Genomic DNA, 18,209 nt, shown 5'->3' on the forward strand with positions numbered 1-18,209 from the left:
GAGGTGACTGATGAAAATCGTGATTGCTCCTGATTCGTTCAAGGAAAGCCTGTCCGCGCCCGACGTCGCCGAGGCTATCGCCCGCGGTTGGCGGCGAGTCTTCCCGCAGGCCGAGGTGTTGCTGCGGCCACTGGCGGACGGCGGCGAAGGCACGGTCGATGCGGTACTCGCCGCCACCGCCGGCGAACGTCGCGAATGCCGGGTCGAAGGCCCGCTCGGTGAGCCGACCCTGGCGCACTGGGGCTGGCTGGACGACGCCACCGCAGTGATCGAAATGGCTTCCGCCAGCGGCTTGCACCTGGTTCCGCGCGACCGCCGCGACGCCACGCGCAGCAGCAGCCGTGGCACTGGCGAGCTGATCCGTGCGGCGCTGGACGCCGGGGCGCGGAAGATCATCCTCGGCCTCGGCGGCAGCGCTACCAACGATGCCGGCGCCGGCCTGCTGAGCGCGCTCGGCGTGCGTTTCCTGGCTGCCGACGGCGAGGAACTGGCGCCCGGCGGCGCCGCGCTGGCTGGCCTGCACAGTCTTGACCTGGGCGGGCTGGATCCGCGCCTGGTGGATGTCGCGGTGGAAGTCGCCGCAGACGTCGACAACCCGCTATGCGGGCCGCGCGGCGCGTCGGCGGTGTTCGGCCCGCAGAAGGGCGCCAGCGCCGAACAGGTGGCGCAACTGGATGCCGCCCTGGCGCACTTCGCCAAGGTGGTCGCGGCGACCCTGGGCGAGGACTTCAGCCGGGTGCCGGGCGTCGGCGCCGCCGGCGGCCTGGGTTTCGCCGCGAGGGCATTCCTCCGTGCGCGTTTCCGCCCAGGCATCGAACTGGTGGCGGAGCTGGCCGGGCTGGCCGATGCGCTGGTCGGTGCCGACCTGGTGCTGACCGGCGAGGGCCGCCTGGATGCGCAGAGCCTGCACGGCAAGACCCCGGTGGGCGTGGCGCGGATCGCGCGCCAGGCCGGCGTTCCCGTGGTAGCCCTGGCCGGCAGCCTGGGCGACGGCTACCAGCGCCTGCACGACGCCGGCATCGATGCGGCGTTCAGCCTGGCGCCGGGACCGATCAGCCTGGAGCAGGCCTGTGCCGGAGCGGCGGCGGAACTGGAGGCGCGCGCCGAGCAGATCGCCCGGCTCTGGCGCCTGGCTCAGGCTTCGCGGGAAGGGTAGTCGGCGGCGGCGCGCTCCAGCCAGGCCGGCAGGTCGCGCCGCTTCACCTTGCTGGCCTTGGCCTCGGCCAGTCGCTGTAACAGATAGTCACGCTTTTGCGGGTCGTCGCCGGCGAATGACAGCGCCAGGTCGCGGTCCATCCAGCGGCGGATGCGCCAGTAGATCCACCAGTGGAAATACAGGCCGGCGGCGGTGGTGACGACGATGATGAAATAGTCCATGGCTGTTCCTTCTGCGGGCGCTCACCCTAGCCGATCGGTCCCGCCGATGAAAGCGGGAGGGTTCGGTCGAAACTGAACGAACCTGTACCATTGCTGAATCGATTCGATTATCTCGCGCCGGCCAGGTGACAGGAGCGGCTGCGGGAGAGTCTAATATTCGTCAGTTATCCCTTTCGGAGATGCCGTTATGCGCAAGTCTGCCTTGATCGTTGCTTCCTTCACCGCCATGGCCCTGGCTCTTGGCGGCTGCCAATCCAGCCTCACCGGCGATACCTACAGCCGTGAGGAAGCCCGTACCGTGCAGACTGTACGCATGGGCACCATCCAGGCCTTGCGCCCGGTCAAGATCGAAGGCACCAAGACCCCGATCGGTTCCATCGCCGGTGCCGGCGTCGGCGGTGTCGCCGGCAGCGCGGTGGGCGGCGGCAAGGGCAGCTACGTCGCGGCCATCATCGGCGCGGTCGCTGGCGGCCTGCTGGGCGCGGCTACCGAAGAAGGCCTGACGCGCACCCAGGGCGTCGAGATCACCGTGCGCGAAGACGACGGCAGCACCCGCGCCTACGTCCAGCAGGTCGATCAGGGCCAGATCTTCCGCGTCGGCGAGCGCGTGCGCATCCTGACCGTCAACGGCACCAGCCGCGTCGCTCACTGATTCTTCCCTCGTTGTCCCACGGCCGGCACTTCGCCGGCCGTTTTCGTTGTGTCGCCGAGCCACTGCCGGGGTTGTCTTGCTAAGCTTCAAGTCGTTGCCGTTGCAGAGTTTTTTTCGGCTTTCCAGCAGTCGGAACGCCTGAATTTTGTAATAATTCAATCCATGACGTTCGTTCGATAGATTGCGATAATCGCAGCTCCGTTGCGCCGCGCCTGCCGGTGGCGGGCGGGGCTTCGAGCTGCTGGCGATCCGGCCGCGCACCGACAACCGCGGGGAAGCACCGCCGGCCAGGCATGCCGGGGGCTCCGCCACCGAAGAGGAGTAGCCCATGATTCTGGCGCTGATCATCGCGCTGCCGTTCATGGGGGCGTTGTTGCCCCTGCTCGCCGAGCGTGGCGGCCGCACCTTGTGCGCGGCGTCCGCCGGTGTGGCGCCGCTGATCGGCCTGATCCTGTTGCTCGGGCAGCGCGGCACGGTGTTCGCCGGGCAGACCCTGACCGCCAGCTATTCCTGGCTGCCGGAAATCGGCATCAACCTCAGCCTGCGCCTGGACGGCCTCGGTTTCCTCTTCGCCCTGCTGATCCTCGGCATCGGCCTGCTGGTGATCCTCTACGCCCGCTACTACCTCTCCGAACAGGAGCCGATGGGGCGTTTCTTCGCTTTCCTGCTGCTGTTCATGGGCTCCATGCTCGGCGTGGTGCTCGCGGAAAATCTCTTGCTGATGATGCTCTTCTGGGAGCTGACCAGCCTGTCCTCGTTCCTGCTCATCGGCTTCTGGGGCAGCCGTTCCGACGCCCGCAAGGGTGCGAGGATGGCCCTGACCGTTACCGGAGGGGGCGGCCTGGCGCTGCTGGCCGGGGTGCTGCTGCTCGGCCACATCGCCGGCAGCTTCGAACTCACCGAGGTCCTCGCGGCTGGCGAGCTGATCCGCGCCCACGCCCTGTATCCGCTGGTACTGATCCTGATCCTGCTCGGCGTGTTCACCAAGTCGGCGCAGTTCCCCTTCCATTTCTGGCTGCCCCACGCGATGGCGGCGCCGACCCCGGTTTCCGCGTACCTGCACTCGGCGACCATGGTCAAGGCCGGCGTGTTCCTGCTGGCCCGGCTGTATCCGGCGCTGGCCGGCACCGAGTGGTTCTTCTACCTGGTCAGCCTGAGCGGCCTGGTAACGCTGTTGCTGGGCGCCGGCATGGCACTGTTCCAGCATGACCTGAAGGGGCTGCTGGCCTACTCGACGATCAGCCACCTGGGCCTGATCACCCTGCTGTTCGGCCTCGACTCCCCGCTGTCGAACGTCGCCGCGGTGTTCCACATCATCAACCACGCGACCTTCAAGGCCTCGCTGTTCATGGCCGCCGGGATCATCGACCACGAGACCGGCAGTCGCGACATGCGCCTGATCAACGGGATGTGGAAGTACCTGCCGCATACCGCGGTGCTGGCCATCGTCGCCTCCCTGGCGATGGCCGGGGTGCCGCTACTGAACGGCTTCCTCAGCAAGGAGATGTTCTTCGGCGAAACCCTCAGCCAGAACCTGCTGGGCAGCTTCAACTGGCTGGTGCCGGCGGTGGCGACCCTGGCCGGGGTGTTCTCGGTGGCCTATTCGCTGCGTTTCATCCACGACGTGTTCTTCAACGGCGAGCCGGCCCGGTTGCCGAAGTTCCCGCCCCACGAGCCGCCGCGCTACATGAAGGTACCGGTGGAGATCCTGGTGTTCCTCTGCCTGTTGGTCGGCATGCTGCCGGCCTACACCGTGGCGCCGCTGCTGGCCGCCGCCGCCAGTGCCAGCCTTGGCGGGCAACTGCCGGAATACAGCCTGGCGATCTGGCACGGTTTCAACCTGCCATTGCTGATGAGCGTGGTGGCGCTGGTTGGCGGTGTGCTGGTCTATGTCCTGCGCAAGCCGCTGTTCAACTGGTATGCCGGATTGCCGGAGGTGGACGCCAAGCTGGTCTTCGAGCAGCAGGTGCAACGTGTGGTGGCCCTGGCCGCGCGCCTGACCGCCTGGCTGGAGAACGGGTCGCTGCAGCGCTACCTGGCCTGGCTGCTGGGCGCGGCGCTGGTCGTGGTGGCGGTCGAGCTGGCGCCGCTGGCGAGGCTGACCGGCTCGCGCGGGCTGACCCCGCTGGACGGTATCACCGCCCTGGGCATGCTGGTGCTGGCCTTCAGCGGCCTGGCCACGGCGCTGTTCCATCGCATGCGCCTGGTCGCGCTATTGATCCTCAGCGTCGCCGGCCTGCTGGTGGCCCTGGCCTTCGCTCGCTTCTCGGCCCCGGACCTGGCGCTGACCCAACTGTCGGTGGAAGTGGTGACCATGGTCCTGCTGATGCTGGCGCTGTATTTCCTGCCCTCGCGCACTCCGGCGGAGTCCTCCAGCCTGCGCGGCTTGCGCGACGTGGCGCTGGCCGGCGGGGTCGGCATGCTGGTGGCGCTGCTGGCCTACGCGGTGCTGACCCGGCCCTACGAGAGCATCGCCGGATTCTTCGTCGAGAACAGCGTCTCCGGGGGCGGCGGCTACAACGTGGTCAACGTCATCCTGGTGGACTTCCGTGGTTTCGATACCCTCGGCGAGATCAGCGTGCTGGCGATCGCCGGCGTCGGCATCTACGCGATGCTCGCCGGTTTCGCCCTGCACAAGCCGACCTGCGACCCGCAGGGTCGCAACTGGGCCCACGCCAAGCACCCGCTGATCCTGGAAACCCTGTCGCGGGTGCTGCTGCCGCTGGCGTTGCTGATCTCGGTGTTCATCTTCCTGCGCGGCCACAACCTGCCGGGCGGAGGCTTCATCGCCGGCCTGGTGACTGCCATCGCCCTGGTGCTGCAGTACATCGCCAGCGGCTCGCAGTGGGTCGAGCAGCGCCTGCCGCTGAACTATGCGGCCATGGCTGGCGCCGGAGTGCTGATCGCCGGGCTCACCGGGCTTGGCAGCTGGCTGTTCGGCTATCCGTTCCTGACTTCCGCGTTCGGCCACTTCGAGTTGCCGCTGATCGGCGAGATCGAGCTGGCCACGGCGATGCTGTTCGACCTCGGCGTGTACCTCACCGTGGTCGGTGCCGCGCTGCTGATCCTGTCCTACCTCGGCAAGCTCAGCCTGATGCCTGAACCCGTCGCACAAGAGGAGGCGCTCTGATGGAAGCCCTGTTCGCCATCACCCTCGGCCTGCTCACCGCCAGCGGCGTCTACCTGCTGCTGCGGGCGAGGACCTTCCCGGTGGTGCTCGGTCTCACGCTGATCTCCTACGCGGTCAACCTGTTCCTGTTCGCCATGGGCCGGCTCGGCGGCAGCGTCGCGGTGATCGGCACTCCCGGCGAGTATGGCGACCCGCTGCCGCAGGCGCTGGTGCTGACCGCCATCGTCATCGGCTTCGCCATGACCGCCTTCGTCGTGGTCCTGGCCCTGCGTGGCCTCGGCGACCTCGGCAGCGACCACGTAGATGGACGCCCGGACGAGGAGGAGCCGCGCCCATGAGCCATTGGCTGATCCTGCCGATCCTGCTCCCCCTGTTTGCCGGCAGCCTGTTGCTGTTGCCGCTGGCCGAGCGCTGGCGGCGCGGCTTGTCGTTGCTCGCGGCGCTGGCGCTGATCCCATTGAGTCTGTTGCTGATGCGCACGGCCGCCAGCGGCGACCTGAGCGTCTATGCCCTGGGCAACTGGGCGGCGCCGTTCGGCATCGTGCTCATGCTCGATCGTCTCGCCGCCCTGATGCTGCTGGCCACCGCGGTGCTCGGCAGCGCCGCGCTGATCTACGCGCTGCGTGGCGACGACCGCCTGGGCAAGCATTTCCACGCGTTGTTCCAGTTCCAGCTGCTCGGTATCAACGGCGCCTTCCTGACCGGCGACCTGTTCAACCTGTTCGTGTTCTTCGAGATACTCCTGATCGCCTCCTACGCGCTGCTCCTGCATGGCGGCGGCGCGGAGCGGGTCCGCTCGGGCCTGCACTACGTGATCCTCAACCTGGTCGGCTCGGCGTTCTTCCTGATCGCCGTGGGTACCCTGTATGGCCTCACCGGCACCCTGAACATGGCCGACATGGCGCAGAAGATCGCCATGGCCGATGCCGAGCGCGCGCCGCTGCTGGCGGCAGCCGGGCTCCTGCTGCTGGTGGTGTTCGCCCTGAAGGCGGCGCTGTTGCCGCTGTACTTCTGGCTGCCGCGCGCCTATGCCGCGGCCAGCGCGCCGGTGGCGGCGCTGTTCGCGATCATGACCAAGGTCGGCATCTACTCGATCCTGCGGGTCTACACGCTGGTCTTCGGCGAGGCCGCCGGCGAGCTGGCCAACCTGGCGCAGGCCTGGCTCTGGCCGCTGGCCCTGGCGACCCTCGGCCTGGGCGCGATCGGTGCCTTGGCGGCGCGGACCCTGCAAGGCCTGCTGGCCTACCTGGTGGTGGTCTCCGCCGGAACCCTCCTGGCTGGCGTGGCGTTGGGCAGCGAGCGGGCGCTGGCGGCGTCGCTGTACTACCTGCTGCACAGTACCTGGATCGCCGGTGGCCTGTTCTTGCTCGCCGACCTGGTCGCCCGCCAGCGCGGCGACAAGGCCGGCGACCTGGTCCAGGGCCCGGCGTTGCAGAACCCTCGGTTGCTCGGCGGGGCTTTCTTCATCGGTGCCATCGCCGTCGCCGGTCTGCCGCCATTGTCGGGGTTCTTCGGCAAGATCATGCTTTTGCAGTCGGTCGCTCCCGGCAGCCAGGCGCTGGCCCTGTGGAGCGTGGTACTGGGCAGTGGCCTGGTGGCGCTGGTGGCGTTGAGCCGGGCCGGCAGCACACTGTTCTGGCGCACCGGGCATACCGTGCTCGGTAGCGCCGAACTGGACCACGGCCGCTTGTTCGCCTGCATCCTGTTGCTCTCCGCCGGCCCGTTGCTGGTGTTCGCTGCGAAGCCGCTGCTGGCCTACGTCCAGGCCACCGCGGCGCAGTTGCACGACCTCGACCTGTATCGCCAGATCATCACCCGCGGAGGTGCCGCATGATCAGCCGTTCGTTGCCGCGTCCGCTTCTTCGCGTATTGCCTCATCCCGTGCTTAGTGTCCTGCTGTTGCTGGTCTGGTTGCTGCTGGTGGATTCCTTCGCCATCGGCCACTGGCTGCTCGGCGCCTTCCTCGGCGTGTGCATTCCGCTGCTGACCAACCGCCTGCTGGTCGGGCGCAGCCAGGAGTGGCATCCGTTGCTGCTGTTGAAGCTGCTGGTGCTGGTGATGTGGGACATCCTCGTCGCCAATGTCCAGGTTGCCCGTCTGACCCTCGGACCGATCGAGCGCTTGCGTCCGGCCTTCGTCGAGGTGCCGATCGAGCTGGAGAACGACCTCGCCATCAGCGTGCTGGTGAGCATCGTCTCGCTGACCCCGGGGTCGGTGTCGTCGGACCTCAGCGACGACCGCAAGACCCTGCTGGTGCACGGCCTCGACGTGCCGGACAAGGCGGCGCTGATCGCCGAGATCAAGCAACGCTACGAAGCGCCGCTGAAGGAGATCTTCCCATGCTCGCTTACGTGATCCCGCTGTGCCTGGCGCTGCTCGGCCTGGCCCTGTTGCTGACCCTGGCGCGCCTGGTCAAGGGGCCGTGCCTGCCGGACCGGGCGCTGGCGCTGGACACCCTCTACGTGAACGCCATCGCCCTGCTGGTGCTGTACGGCATCTGGCGCGACAGCGACCTGTTCTTCGAGGCGGCGCTGCTGATCGCGGTGCTCGGTTTCGTCGGTACGGTGGCGGTGGCCAAATACATGCTGCGCGGAGACATCATCGAATGACTGGCGAACCCCTGAGCCTGTGGGTGGAAATCCTCGTCTCGGCGTTCCTCCTGCTGGGCAGCGCCTTCGTCCTGATCGGCGCGATCGGCCTGTACCGCCTGCCGGACTTCTTCATGCGCCTGCACGGGCCGACCAAGGCCACCACCCTCGGGGTCGGCGGGGTGATCGTCGCCTCGCTGATCTATTTCTCCAACCGCCAGGCGGGCATCAGCCTGCATGAGCTGCTGATCAGCCTGTTCCTCTTCATCAGCGCTCCGGTCAGCGCCTACATGCTGGCCAAGGCCGCGGTGCTGCAGCAGTTGCCGCTGGAGAAGAAGACTCGCGGCAAGCCCTGGGAGCAGTGAGGCACGGCGCAACAGTTTTGCCCGCTTTCTGTGCCTGTCGGCGCGGCTAGTCGGCTGCCTATACTGGGAGTCCTTTTTCCGGCGCCGCGACGGCGCCCGTGGTGGAGATTCCCTTGACTCGGACGCGCTGGTTCGCCCTGGCCTGCCTGATCCTGGCGATGGCGCTGTGGGGCAGTTCGTACGTGGTGCTGAAGGTCGCTTTCCGCGAACTGCCGCCGCTCTGGGTGATCTTCGGTCGCATGGCCCTCGGCAGCCTGGTGTTCCTCGTCGCCTGGCGCTGGCGGGGACGCATCGACTACCGCCCGGGCGACTGGAAGTACCTGCTCGGCCTGGCCGTCTGCGAACCCTGCCTGTACTTCCTCTGCGAATCCTTCGCCCTGCAATACACCAGCGCGGCCCAGGCCGGGATGATCACCGCGCTGCTGCCGTTGCTGGTGGCGGTGGGGGCCTGGTTGCTGCTGCACGAACGGATCGGCCGGATGACCTGGATCGGCTTCGGCCTGGCGGTGCTCGGTTCGATCTGGCTGAGCCTCGCCGGCGAGCCCGACCTGCACGCGCCGCAGCCGCTGCTGGGCAACTTCTTCGAACTTCTCGCGATGCTCTGCGCCACCGGCTATACCCTGTTGCTGAAGCACCTGTCGGCGCGCTACTCGGCATTCGCCCTGACCGCCATGCAGGCATTCGTCGGCACGTTGTTCTTCCTGCCGCTGGCGCTGGCCAGCGCCGACCTGCCGAGCCAGCCCAGCGCTCTGGGGATCCAGGCGGTGGTGTATCTCGGCGTGGTGGTCACGGTGGGCGCCTACGGCCTGTACAACTTCGGCGTCGGTCGACTGCCGGCCAGCCAGGCCTCGGGATTCATCAACCTGATCCCGGTCTTCACCCTGGTATTCGCCTCGCTGTTCCTCGGCGAAACCCTCAACGGCCCGCAGATGCTCGCTGCCGGCCTGGTCTTCATCGGCGTCGCCATCAGCCAGTGGCGCAGCGCTCCGCCGCCGCCTCCGGCCGGCGTCCTGAACTGAAGGAGTTTCCATGACCGTCGACCAACGCCAATGGGCCCGCGAGGCGATCCGCATCATCGAAGCGGATTTCCAGCGCAGCGCCGATACCCATTTGATCCCCCTGGAGACTCCCGGCCTGCCTGGCGTCGAACTGTACTTCAAGGACGAGTCCAGCCACCCCACCGGCAGCCTCAAGCATCGCCTGGCGCGCTCGCTGTTCCTCTATGCGCTGTGCAACGGCTGGCTCAGGCCGGCCGCGCCGGTGATCGAGGCATCGAGCGGCTCCACGGCGATTTCCGAAGCCTATTTCGCACGCCTGCTGGGCCTGCCCTTCATCGCCGTGATGCCGGCCAGCACCTCGAAGGAAAAGATCGCCCAGATCGCCTTCTACGGCGGCCAGAGCCACCTGGTGGAGGACCCCACCCAGATCTACGCCGAGTCCGAACGCCTGGCGCGGGAGAGCGGGGGCCATTTCATGGACCAGTTCACCTATGCCGAGCGCGCCACCGACTGGCGGGCGAACAACAACATCGCCGAGTCGATCTTCCAGCAGATGCGCCACGAGCCGTACCCGACCCCGACCTGGCTGATCTCCAGCCCTGGGACCGGCGGCACCCTGGCGACCCTCGGCCGCTACGTGCGCTATCGCCAGCACTGCACCCGGGTGCTCTGCGCCGACGCCGAGCGTTCGGTGTTCTTCGACGCCTATGTCAGCGGCGACCGTGGCCTGACCCTGGATTGCGGTTCGCGGATCGAGGGCATCGGCCGGCCGCGGGTCGAGGCGTCCTTCCTGCCGGAAGTGATCGACGCGATGGTCAAGGTACCGGACGCCTGGTCGCTGGCGGCCATGCATTACCTGGCCCGGCGCCTGGGGCGGCGGGTCGGCGGTTCCAGCGGAACCAACCTGATCGGCGCCCTGGTGGCCGCACGGCAAATGGTCGCGGCCGGCGAGAAGGGTTCGCTGGTGGCGATTCTCTGCGATGGCGGCGAACGCTATGCGACCACCTATTACGATCCGGTCTGGCTGGCCAGGCAGGGCTATGCACTGGAACCCCTGGTCGAGGCGCTGGCTGCCTGCGTCGAGCGCGGCGTGGCGTTGCCCGACGGGCTGCTGGTGGTTGGACTTTGAAGGAGTGGATATGCACCGTTTGCGAGCTGCCGAAACCGGCGATATCGAGGCCATGACCGACCTGCTGCTGAGCCACGGGCCGAATCCCTGGAACCATTTGCCGGAGGAGGGGGTGCGTGCGCATCTGCGAGCCATCGCCGACGGCGAGGTACGTGCCGTCCTGGCCGAGCGCGACGATCGGCTGCTGGGGTTCGCCAGCTTCCGCCGCACCGAGGATTTCGCCCATTACCAGCCGCAGCGTGCCGATGCGCCGCGGGCCTACATCTGCGAGGCGGTAGTGCATCCGGCGGCGGCCGGCCAGGGGCTCGGCAGCGCGTTGCTGGAGGCGGTGCTGGCCCAACTGGCCGACGAAGGCATCGAGGACGTCTATATCGATCGTCACGAAGAGAACCTGGCGTCGGCGGGAATGATGCGCAAGGCCGGCTTCGTCGAGCTGGAGACCTACGCCAATCCGGCGCGGCGGCCGAACGGCTCGGGGCGCTCGACAGTGTGCCATCGCAATCTTTCCCTCCAGCGCAGAGCCGTGCGATGAGTTTCATCCGCCTCAAGGTGCGCGCCGCCTTCATGGTCCACGGCTACGACGCGGACAACCGGGAAATCGTCGAGCAGATCGGCGAGGAACGCTTCGTCGAGAAACTGCTGCGCATCGAACGGATCCAGTCGATCAGCGAGAAATACCTGCTGGTCAGCGCCTCCCACGGGCGCGTCGCCTACTGGGAGTACGAGGGCGGCCTGACGGCGCTGCGGCGGCGCCTGGAGCAGGCCGGATTGCTCTTGTAGGGAAAGGGCCGTCGCGCGGCCCCTCGCTTCACTTGCCCAGTGCGCCCGGATAGGCGCAGCCGCGCAGCGTCTCGCCATCGATGCGCAGTTCGGCGGAGTAGCTGCTGAAGGCGCCGCTCATGCTGTCGGTGCAGGACGACGGGGCGATCCACAGTTCGACTTTCTTGCCGTTCGCCTCGCTGGAATAGCTGGTGCTGCCGTTCGGCAGTTCCTCGGCGACGTAAGGCAAGGCCAGGGTTTCGTGTTCCGGGCGGTCCAGGCGCAGGCCCTGGTTGTTCACCCTGGCGCTCCAGAAGGGTTCGTTGCCGTTGGCGGCGAAGGTCAGCAGCTTGAAGTTCGGGTCGTCGCAGCCGGGGCCCTCGTTCTGCACGCGGTACAGTCGGCTGACCTCCAGCTTGCCGTCGGTACCGCGGACCTTGGCCGGTCCCATGGTGCCGCGCAGGTCGACGAACAGGCCCTGGGCGCCGTCGTCGAACAGGCTGTCGGCTTCGCGGCGCAGGCCGGTATTGGCCACGTCCTCGATGCTGAACAGGCGCTTCTCGGTACAGGGGCGGAATTGCAGCGCGCCGTTGATCTTCACCAGTTCGCCCTGGAAGCGGGTGTCTACACTGGTGCTCGGCGATTCGGGCTTCCACACCTGGCAGGCGGCGAACAAGGGGAGCAGGCTGTAGACCAGCAGACGGGCAGGGCGCATAGGGAAGACTCCATCGAAAATGCGCCCACGTTACCGAGCGTCCGGGCCTAGCTCAAGTCCGGATCGGACTTCATCGCAACCAGGGAGTCGATCGATGATCCAATGCAAGCGTGTATACGAACCGGCGTCGCCCGCCGATGGCCGGCGCGTACTGGTGGACCGGCTGTGGCCGCGCGGTATCCGCAAGGAAGCCCTGGCCATGGACGACTGGCTGAAGGAAGTCGCGCCCTCCAACGAGGTGCGCAAGCAGTTCTGCCACGATCCGGCACTCTTCGACAGCTTCCGCGAACACTACCGCGCCGAGTTGCAGGCGCACCCGGAACATTGGTGGGGCCTGCTCGACTGCGCTCGCGAGGGCACCCTGACGCTGCTCTACGGCGCCCACGACCAGCAGCACAACAATGCCGTGGTGCTGGCCGAGTTCCTCGAGGAGGAGCTGGACCGCCAGCAGCCGGGCAGTTCGCCGACCTGCTACGCCGACCGCCTCTCCTGAGAAATATCGCTTACCAGATGCGGTACACCTGGCCGGTCTGCGCGCCTTCCACGCTGCGTGCGTAGCCCAGCGCGGCGTCCGCCGCCGGAACCGGCTTGAAGCCACGGAAGTAGGGCGCGTAGCCGGGCAGCGCCTCGCTGACCACGGTCGGGCTGACGGCGTTGATGCGCAGGCCGCGCGGCAACTCCAGGGCTGCGCCGCGGACGAAGCCCTCGACGGCGCAGTTGACCATGCTCGCCGAACTGCCGAAGCGGATCGGCTGCTCGGCGAGCACGCCGCTGGTGAGGGTGAAGGAGCCCCCGTCGTTGGCGTACTCGCGGCCGAGCAGTACCAGGTTGACCTGGCCCATCAGCTTGTCGCGCAGGCCGAGCTGGTATTGCGCCTCGCCCATTTCCTCCAGGGCGCCGAAGTGCACCTTGCCGACCGCGGCGACCAGCGCGTCGAAGCGACCGGTCTTCTCGAACAGGGCGCGAATGGAGTCCGCGTCGCTGATGTCGACCTGGAAATCGCCGCTGCTGTGGCCTACCCGGACGATCTCGTGGCGCTCGCCGAGTTCTTTGTCGATGCCCTTGCCAAGGGTGCCGCTGGCGCCGATCAGGATGATTTTCATACAGGCCTCTCGTTGCGTGAAGGTGAGTGGTTTCCAGTGTAGAGTCGCCTTTGCTGTGGATAATCCTGTCAATCGACAACCTACCGTTTTCATAGGGAAACAATCGTGAAGGACCTGGACGATCTCGCCGCCTTCGCCGTACTCCACGACCTGGGCAGTTTCACCCGCGCCGCCGAGCGTCTCGGTTGCAGCAAGGGCCAACTGTCGAAGCGCATTGGCGTCCTCGAGCAGAAGCTCGGCGTGACCCTCTTGCACCGCACCACCCGCCGTCTTTCGCTGACCGCCGCCGGCGCCGCGCTGCTGCCCGAGGCGCAGGCCTTGCTGGTGCAGGCCGAGCGCGCGCGGCAGGCGGTGGCGCGCCTGCAGGAGCGAGCGGAAGGACGGGTGCGGGTGACCCTCCCGGTCTCGCTGGGCGAGACCCTGTTCGACGCGCTGCTGGAGGACTTCCAGGAGCGCCATCCGCGGCTGCGCGTCGAGCTGGACCTGTACAACGGCCTGCGCGACCTGGTTGGCGAGGGCTTCGACCTGGCGATCCGCTCTGGGGTCGAGCAGGACGCCCGGCTGGTGGCGCGGCCGCTGTTCGTCCTGCAGGAAATCACCTGCGCCAGTCCCGCCTACCTGGCGCGACATGGCGAGCCGCAACGCCCGGCCGAGCTGGCCGAGCGCGAGTGCCTGCTGAACTCGCACTACAGCGGCCACGAGGAGTGGCTCTATCACCGCCGCCATCGGCTGGAGCGGGTACGGGTTTCCGGCTTTCTCGCCAGCAACCACTACAGCCTGTTGAAGAAGGCCGCGCTGGCCGGCACCGGCATCGCCCGGCTGCCGTCATACATGGTCCACGACGAACTGGGCGACGGCCGCCTGGCCTGGTTGCTGCGCGACTACCAGACGCGCAGCACGCCGATGTTCCTCGTCCATCCGTTCCAGGGCGGCCTGCCGCGGCGCACCCAGGTGCTCGCCGATTACCTGCTCGACTGGTTCGAGCGCAGCCGGCGACAATTGATCGGCCTGGAGGGTTGAACATTTCGCCGCGACGCGGCTCTATTGCACTCCGGGCCGCTTCCATGCGGCCTGAAGCTCATCGCGGGCACGCCGTTGCACAAGGAACGTGACGGAACGTGGCAGAATCCCGCACCGGACCGCTCGCGCGCGAGCGGACGCCATTCATCGAACGCTTGGATAGGGACATGCAAAGCAGCTTTCCGCAATCGAACACTCCCCAGATCCGTCGCGCTGGAGTCGACCTCAACGGCGTGATGTCGGTGCTCAGCAAGCACCTCTATTCCACGCCCACCGTGGCGTTGCGCGAGCTGGTGCAGAACGCCCACGACTCGATCCTCCGTCGCCGCCTGGAGCAGCCCGACTGGCAAGGGCCGTCGCGAATCGAGGTGATCGGCGACAGCGCCAGCAACACCGTGCGCATCGTCGACACCGGCGCCGGCCTCACCGAACACGAAATCCACGCCTACCTGGCCACCGTCGGCGTCGGCTACACCCGCGGACTGCGCCAGTCCGGCCACGAGGACAGCGGGCTGATCGGCATGTTCGGCCTGGGCTTCCTCTCCGCTTTCGTCCTGGCCCGCCGGGTCAGCGTGCGGACCACGTCCTACCAGCAGCCGGAGCTGGGCTTCTGCTACGTCTCCAGCAACGCCGAGCAATACAGCGTGACGCCGATGCCGGCGCGCCCGGTAGGCACCGAGATCACCCTCGAACTGCAGGACGAATACAGTGCGCTGACCCAGGCCGCGCGCCTGCGCGAGATCCTCGAACGCTACTGCGTGCTGTTGCGCGAGCCGATCCACGTCGGCGGCGACGCCCAGCCGATCAACCCGGAGCCGCCGCCGTGGCGGCTGGCCGCCGACGCCGCGCTGCACCCGCTGCAACGGCAGCGCCGCGACCTGGAGTTCGCCGCGCGTTTCGAACATGACTTCGAACCGATCTGCTGCCTGCCGGTGCGCCCGGACGAGCGGGTCGACGTGCAGGGTCTGCTGTGGATCCAGGACGGCGGCACCTATGGCACCAGCGACAACCGCAATCTCTCGGTATTCCTTCGCGGCATGCTGCTCGACGATGACGCCCGCGACCTGCTGCCGTCCTGGGCCGGGTTCGTCGGCGGGGTGATCGAGTCGAACCGCCTGACGCCCACCGCCAGCCGCGAGGACCTGCAGCGTGACGACCATTACGCGGCGATCCAGCATGCGCTGGCCGAGGCGCTGATCGCCGGGCTCGGCGAGGTGGCGCGGCAGCAGCCGGAGGCCTGGCGGCGGGTCCTGCTGCGGCACAACGAGGCCCTGCTGGGAGCGGCGTTGTGCGACGAGCGTCTGTTCACGCTGATGATGGACAGCCTGCGCGTACCCACCTCCCAGGGCGACCTCCCGGCTTCCGAACTCCTTTCGCGCGGAGCGGTGCATGTGCTGCTGGACAACGACAGCGGCTTCGAGGAAATGCTGTTCCGTGCCATGGGCGTACCGGTGGCCCATGGCAATCGCTATGCGGTGGTACCCTTCCTCCGTCGCTGGGCGCAGGCCAAGGGGATGCGCCTGGTGGAGCTGGGCACCGAGCAGGGCAACCGCCAGTTGTTCCGCCTCGACCGACTGCCCGAGCGCGAGACCGGCTGGCTGGCCGAACACCTGGGCGGCGCCGAGGAGCAACTGGTGATCGCCCGCTTCAGCCCCGAGGAATTGCCGCTTGTGGTGGTGCCCGACCGCGACGCCGAACTCAAGCGGCGACTGGAGGACGACGAGGCCGACAAGCGTATTTCCACCGCGGCGTTGCGCCTGGCCCGGCAGTTCACCCGCAAGCTCGACAATCGCCAGCCGAGCCGGCTCTACGTCAACCTCGACAATCCGGCGGTGCAGGCGCTGCTCGCGGCCGTCGGCGAGGAACGCGGCGAAGCGGCCCATGCAGCGTTGCTGCTGCGCTCGTTCAAAGTGATCATCGCCGGACAGGGACGCGGCCAGCCCGCGACCTCGCTGAACCAGGCCCTGGCCGGACTCGCCGATTCGGTGAAGCGCCTGCTGGGGCAATAAGAAAATTCGCAACACGCCTGATGGAGACTGAAGCATATGGATATCTGGAACTGGGTGGAGAAGCTCCGCGCCGACCTGCGTGAGGCCGGCCAGGAGCAGAGTGCGCGGCTGATCGACGAACTCACCGCGTACGTCTGCGACCTCGAGGTGGAGCGCGCCGAGGCGCTGTTGCCGGAGGTCAAGGCGCTGAGCCGGACGTTGAACAACCCGTGGCTGGAAATCTTCGTCCGCCACTGGGAAATGCGTAACCGGGTCGGCAACCAGCTGGAGGGTGAGACCGCCCTGGCCGACGCCGTTTCCCTGTTCGAACTGGCCAACCGCGACGACACCCAGGCCTGCCCGCAGTCGGTCTGCGTGACCCAGGACCTGGCGTCGTGCTACGCCAACGTCGACGGCCCGGGCTGGGTGGAGGAACGCATCGAGGTGTGCGACGAGACCCTGGCGCGGATCGACCCGACCTGGGCCTGCTTCCACTGCCTGAGCAACGAGAAGGCCGAGGCGCTGCTCGACGACGGGCGCGGCGAAGATGCCCTGGCCTTCCTGGCCGAACAGGAGAAGAAGATCCTCGCCGCCGGCGAGGAGGTATTCGACAGCCTCCTGGAGATGCGCGTGGCGATCCTGCTGAACCTGGGGCGCGCGGAACAGGCGCTGGCCCTGATCGGCGAGATGGAGGAGAAGGTCGAGGGCGCGGAGTGGAACAACATCAGCCAGCCGCGGCGTCTGTACAAGGCCCACGGCCTGGCGTTGCTGGGGCGCGACGAGGAGGCCCTGGAGGCGCTGCTGCCGTTCTCCGAGATTGCCCCGCGCTACCGTACGATCTGGCTGCGCGCGGTCTACCTGCTGCTGCAACGGACCCCTGAGCGCAACACCTGGGACTTCGGCGGGCGCTTGCAGCAGATGCTCGAACACTATTCGCAGAAGGGTGCGCACCGGGTGGTCATCGATGTTGCCAGCCAGGCCATCCGCCTCGCGCTGCAACGCGGTTCGGTGTGGAGCGCCAGGCGCCACCTGGCGCTGGCCGAACAGCATGCGCAGCAGTTGCAGCGTGATCGGGGCGCCAGCCAGTTGCTCGCCGGGTTGAGGGCCGAAATCGATGCCGCGCCGCAGCAGCAGGAGCTGCCGGTGCCGGCTGCGGAGTTGCTCGACTGGCTGGCTGCGCAGGGCAGCGAAGACGCGCCGCGCAACCCGGAAAAAGAAGTGCAGTGGCTGCTCCAGGCGCTGGCCGAGCGGCCCGACGACACCGCCTTGCGCGAAGTGGCCGCCTCGGCGCTACAGGCCTGCTCCGCCGACGACGAGGCCATCGACCTGCTCTGGGAATACGTCGAGCGCCATACCGACGAGGAGCAGCAACTGGCCTACTACCTGCTCAATGCCTTGCTGGCGCGCGGCGAGTACGACCAGGTCAAGCGCCTCGGCCGGCTCTACGCCGACAGTGTGCCGCTGATCGCGCTGTGGAGCGAAGTCAAGCTGGCCGAGAAGCTCAACGACTGGCCGGAGCTGGAGCGCGCCTGCCAATCGGTGCTGGAGATTTCTCCCGGCTCGCTGGGGGCCCACAGCCTGCTGGGCAAGGCGCTGATGGAGCAGGATCGCTTCGCCGAGGCGGCGCTGGCCTACCAGCGACTGGCCGGCAAGCTGGAGGAACCGCAGTCGGTGCAGTGGGACCAGATGACCGCCGCCAGCGCCGCGCGCGACTGGACGATGCTGCGCGAGGTCGCCGCCGGCATGGGCATGGAGTTCGCCGCCGGCGACGGACCGATCGAGGAAGACTGGGGCTGGGTGATCGTCCGCTACATCGAGGATGGCGAAGCGCTCGACTACTACGCCCGGCGCACCGGCCCGGTGACCGCGCGGGTCCTCGAGAACGCGCCGGGCAATCGCAGCCAGCGGGTCGGTGACTGGGTGGTGTTCGACGCCGGCCTGATCTATCCGGCTCCGGAAGACGAGGAGGAGCGCAAGCGTTTCGTTCCCACCTATGCGGTGGTGCACGTCCTCGAGAGCGGTGGTTACTCGCCGAGCTGGCTGGTGGACGGCGTCTATCCGGGCGACGAGGCCTTCGACGCCTTCCGCGAAACGCTCGACGCGCGCGGCTGGAAGGTCTGGGTGCACAGCAACCGCGACTACCAGGTCACCGATGCCAGCAGCGGCGAGGAACTGCGGGCGATCTACTTCACCGTCGCGACACCCGCGCAGCAGGCGCCGCGCGACCTGCACCAGGCGTTGCAGGAGGCCACCGGGCAATGGCCGCACCGCATGTGCTGGCTGCGCCTGGCGGAAGCGGCGGAGGTCGACACCCAGCCGCACCTGGACGCTATCGAGCGCTACGGCCTGTAGCCGGTACGCCTCGGTATAAAAAAACGGCCCGTG

The 18,209-nt window shown here is 67.7% G+C and carries 19 protein-coding genes; 16 read left to right on the plus strand and 3 right to left on the minus strand.

The window, feature by feature from the left end; genetic code table 11:
* Positions 1–10: 10 nt before the first annotated feature.
* On the plus strand, positions 11–1,156 hold the full coding sequence (locus tag AC4OR5_RS20485) for a glycerate kinase (RefSeq protein ID WP_003108682.1): 1,146 nt from the start codon (positions 11–13) through the stop codon (positions 1,154–1,156).
* On the opposite strand, the gene AC4OR5_RS20490 is transcribed toward AC4OR5_RS20485, so the two are convergent.
* Positions 1,135–1,377, minus strand: a complete 243-nt coding sequence (locus AC4OR5_RS20490) for a hypothetical protein (protein WP_003082053.1) — start codon at positions 1,375–1,377, stop codon at positions 1,135–1,137. The genes AC4OR5_RS20485 and AC4OR5_RS20490 overlap by 22 nt on opposite strands.
* 187 nt (positions 1,378–1,564) lie before the next feature.
* On the opposite strand from AC4OR5_RS20490, the gene AC4OR5_RS20495 reads away from it, so the two are divergent.
* The 11 genes from AC4OR5_RS20495 to AC4OR5_RS20545 all read left to right on the plus strand — a co-directional run bounded on the left by AC4OR5_RS20495 (position 1,565) and on the right by AC4OR5_RS20545 (position 11,019).
* Entirely contained in the window at positions 1,565–2,029 is a 465-nt protein-coding gene (locus tag AC4OR5_RS20495; RefSeq protein ID WP_003082056.1) for an outer membrane lipoprotein, read from the plus strand.
* 328 nt (positions 2,030–2,357) lie between these two features.
* Positions 2,358–5,159 (plus strand): monovalent cation/H+ antiporter subunit A, encoded by a 2,802-nt coding sequence (locus tag AC4OR5_RS20500; RefSeq protein ID WP_003082059.1) that lies wholly within the window; start codon positions 2,358–2,360, stop codon positions 5,157–5,159.
* On the plus strand, positions 5,159–5,497 hold the full coding sequence (locus AC4OR5_RS20505) for a Na+/H+ antiporter subunit C (RefSeq protein ID WP_003082068.1): 339 nt from the start codon (positions 5,159–5,161) through the stop codon (positions 5,495–5,497). Before AC4OR5_RS20500 ends, AC4OR5_RS20505 begins: the two co-directional genes overlap by 1 nt.
* Complete coding sequence (locus tag AC4OR5_RS20510; RefSeq protein ID WP_003086369.1) at positions 5,494–6,993, plus strand: monovalent cation/H+ antiporter subunit D; 1,500 nt, start codon at positions 5,494–5,496, stop codon at positions 6,991–6,993. Before AC4OR5_RS20505 ends, AC4OR5_RS20510 begins: the two co-directional genes overlap by 4 nt.
* Positions 6,990–7,514, plus strand: coding sequence for a Na+/H+ antiporter subunit E (locus tag AC4OR5_RS20515; protein WP_003134007.1), 525 nt, complete (start codon positions 6,990–6,992; stop codon positions 7,512–7,514). The genes AC4OR5_RS20510 and AC4OR5_RS20515 overlap by 4 nt, the downstream gene beginning before the upstream one ends.
* Positions 7,499–7,768 carry a K+/H+ antiporter subunit F gene (locus AC4OR5_RS20520; RefSeq protein WP_003082079.1) on the plus strand — a complete coding sequence of 90 codons (270 nt, stop codon included), beginning with the start codon at positions 7,499–7,501 and terminating at the stop codon, positions 7,766–7,768. The genes AC4OR5_RS20515 and AC4OR5_RS20520 overlap by 16 nt, the downstream gene beginning before the upstream one ends.
* Positions 7,765–8,112: a Na+/H+ antiporter subunit G gene (locus AC4OR5_RS20525; protein ID WP_003086373.1), complete on the plus strand. Its 348-nt coding sequence runs from the start codon at positions 7,765–7,767 to the stop codon at positions 8,110–8,112. The genes AC4OR5_RS20520 and AC4OR5_RS20525 overlap by 4 nt, the downstream gene beginning before the upstream one ends.
* A 113-nt stretch (positions 8,113–8,225) precedes the next feature.
* Entirely contained in the window at positions 8,226–9,131 is a 906-nt protein-coding gene (locus AC4OR5_RS20530) for a DMT family transporter (RefSeq protein ID WP_003134004.1), read from the plus strand.
* A 10-nt stretch (positions 9,132–9,141) separates the two neighbouring features.
* On the plus strand, positions 9,142–10,239 hold the full coding sequence (locus AC4OR5_RS20535) for a PLP-dependent cysteine synthase family protein (RefSeq protein WP_003086377.1): 1,098 nt from the start codon (positions 9,142–9,144) through the stop codon (positions 10,237–10,239).
* A 10-nt stretch (positions 10,240–10,249) separates the two neighbouring features.
* The gene (locus AC4OR5_RS20540) at positions 10,250–10,771 is read left to right on the plus strand and encodes a GNAT family N-acetyltransferase (protein ID WP_058159961.1); all 522 of its coding nucleotides are present in this window, start codon (positions 10,250–10,252) and stop codon (positions 10,769–10,771) included.
* Complete coding sequence (locus AC4OR5_RS20545) at positions 10,768–11,019, plus strand: hypothetical protein (protein ID WP_003082096.1); 252 nt, start codon at positions 10,768–10,770, stop codon at positions 11,017–11,019. Before AC4OR5_RS20540 ends, AC4OR5_RS20545 begins: the two co-directional genes overlap by 4 nt.
* Before the next feature lie 28 nt (positions 11,020–11,047).
* On the opposite strand, the gene AC4OR5_RS20550 is transcribed toward AC4OR5_RS20545, so the two are convergent.
* Positions 11,048–11,713 (minus strand): COG3650 family protein, encoded by a 666-nt coding sequence (locus AC4OR5_RS20550; RefSeq protein ID WP_003082099.1) that lies wholly within the window; start codon positions 11,711–11,713, stop codon positions 11,048–11,050.
* Positions 11,714–11,807: 94 nt separating this feature from the next.
* On the opposite strand from AC4OR5_RS20550, the gene AC4OR5_RS20555 reads away from it, so the two are divergent.
* Positions 11,808–12,206: a DUF488 domain-containing protein gene (locus AC4OR5_RS20555; RefSeq protein ID WP_003086382.1), complete on the plus strand. Its 399-nt coding sequence runs from the start codon at positions 11,808–11,810 to the stop codon at positions 12,204–12,206.
* A gap of 10 nt (positions 12,207–12,216) precedes the next feature.
* On the opposite strand, the gene AC4OR5_RS20560 is transcribed toward AC4OR5_RS20555, so the two are convergent.
* The gene (locus AC4OR5_RS20560) at positions 12,217–12,816 is read right to left on the minus strand and encodes a short chain dehydrogenase (protein WP_003108693.1); all 600 of its coding nucleotides are present in this window, start codon (positions 12,814–12,816) and stop codon (positions 12,217–12,219) included.
* 105 nt (positions 12,817–12,921) lie between these two features.
* Here AC4OR5_RS20560 and AC4OR5_RS20565 point away from each other — a divergent pair, with 105 nt between their 5' ends.
* The 3 genes from AC4OR5_RS20565 to AC4OR5_RS20575 all read left to right on the plus strand — a co-directional run bounded on the left by AC4OR5_RS20565 (position 12,922) and on the right by AC4OR5_RS20575 (position 18,176).
* Positions 12,922–13,836: a LysR family transcriptional regulator gene (locus AC4OR5_RS20565; protein WP_003133988.1), complete on the plus strand. Its 915-nt coding sequence runs from the start codon at positions 12,922–12,924 to the stop codon at positions 13,834–13,836.
* 98 nt (positions 13,837–13,934) lie between these two features.
* Positions 13,935–15,845 carry an ATP-binding protein gene (locus AC4OR5_RS20570; protein ID WP_079381392.1) on the plus strand — a complete coding sequence of 637 codons (1,911 nt, stop codon included), beginning with the start codon at positions 13,935–13,937 and terminating at the stop codon, positions 15,843–15,845.
* A gap of 36 nt (positions 15,846–15,881) precedes the next feature.
* Positions 15,882–18,176: a tetratricopeptide repeat protein gene (locus AC4OR5_RS20575; protein ID WP_009315439.1), complete on the plus strand. Its 2,295-nt coding sequence runs from the start codon at positions 15,882–15,884 to the stop codon at positions 18,174–18,176.
* The last annotated feature ends 33 nt before the right edge of the window (positions 18,177–18,209 follow it).

Source organism: Pseudomonas sp. YA1 (assembly GCF_058680555.1).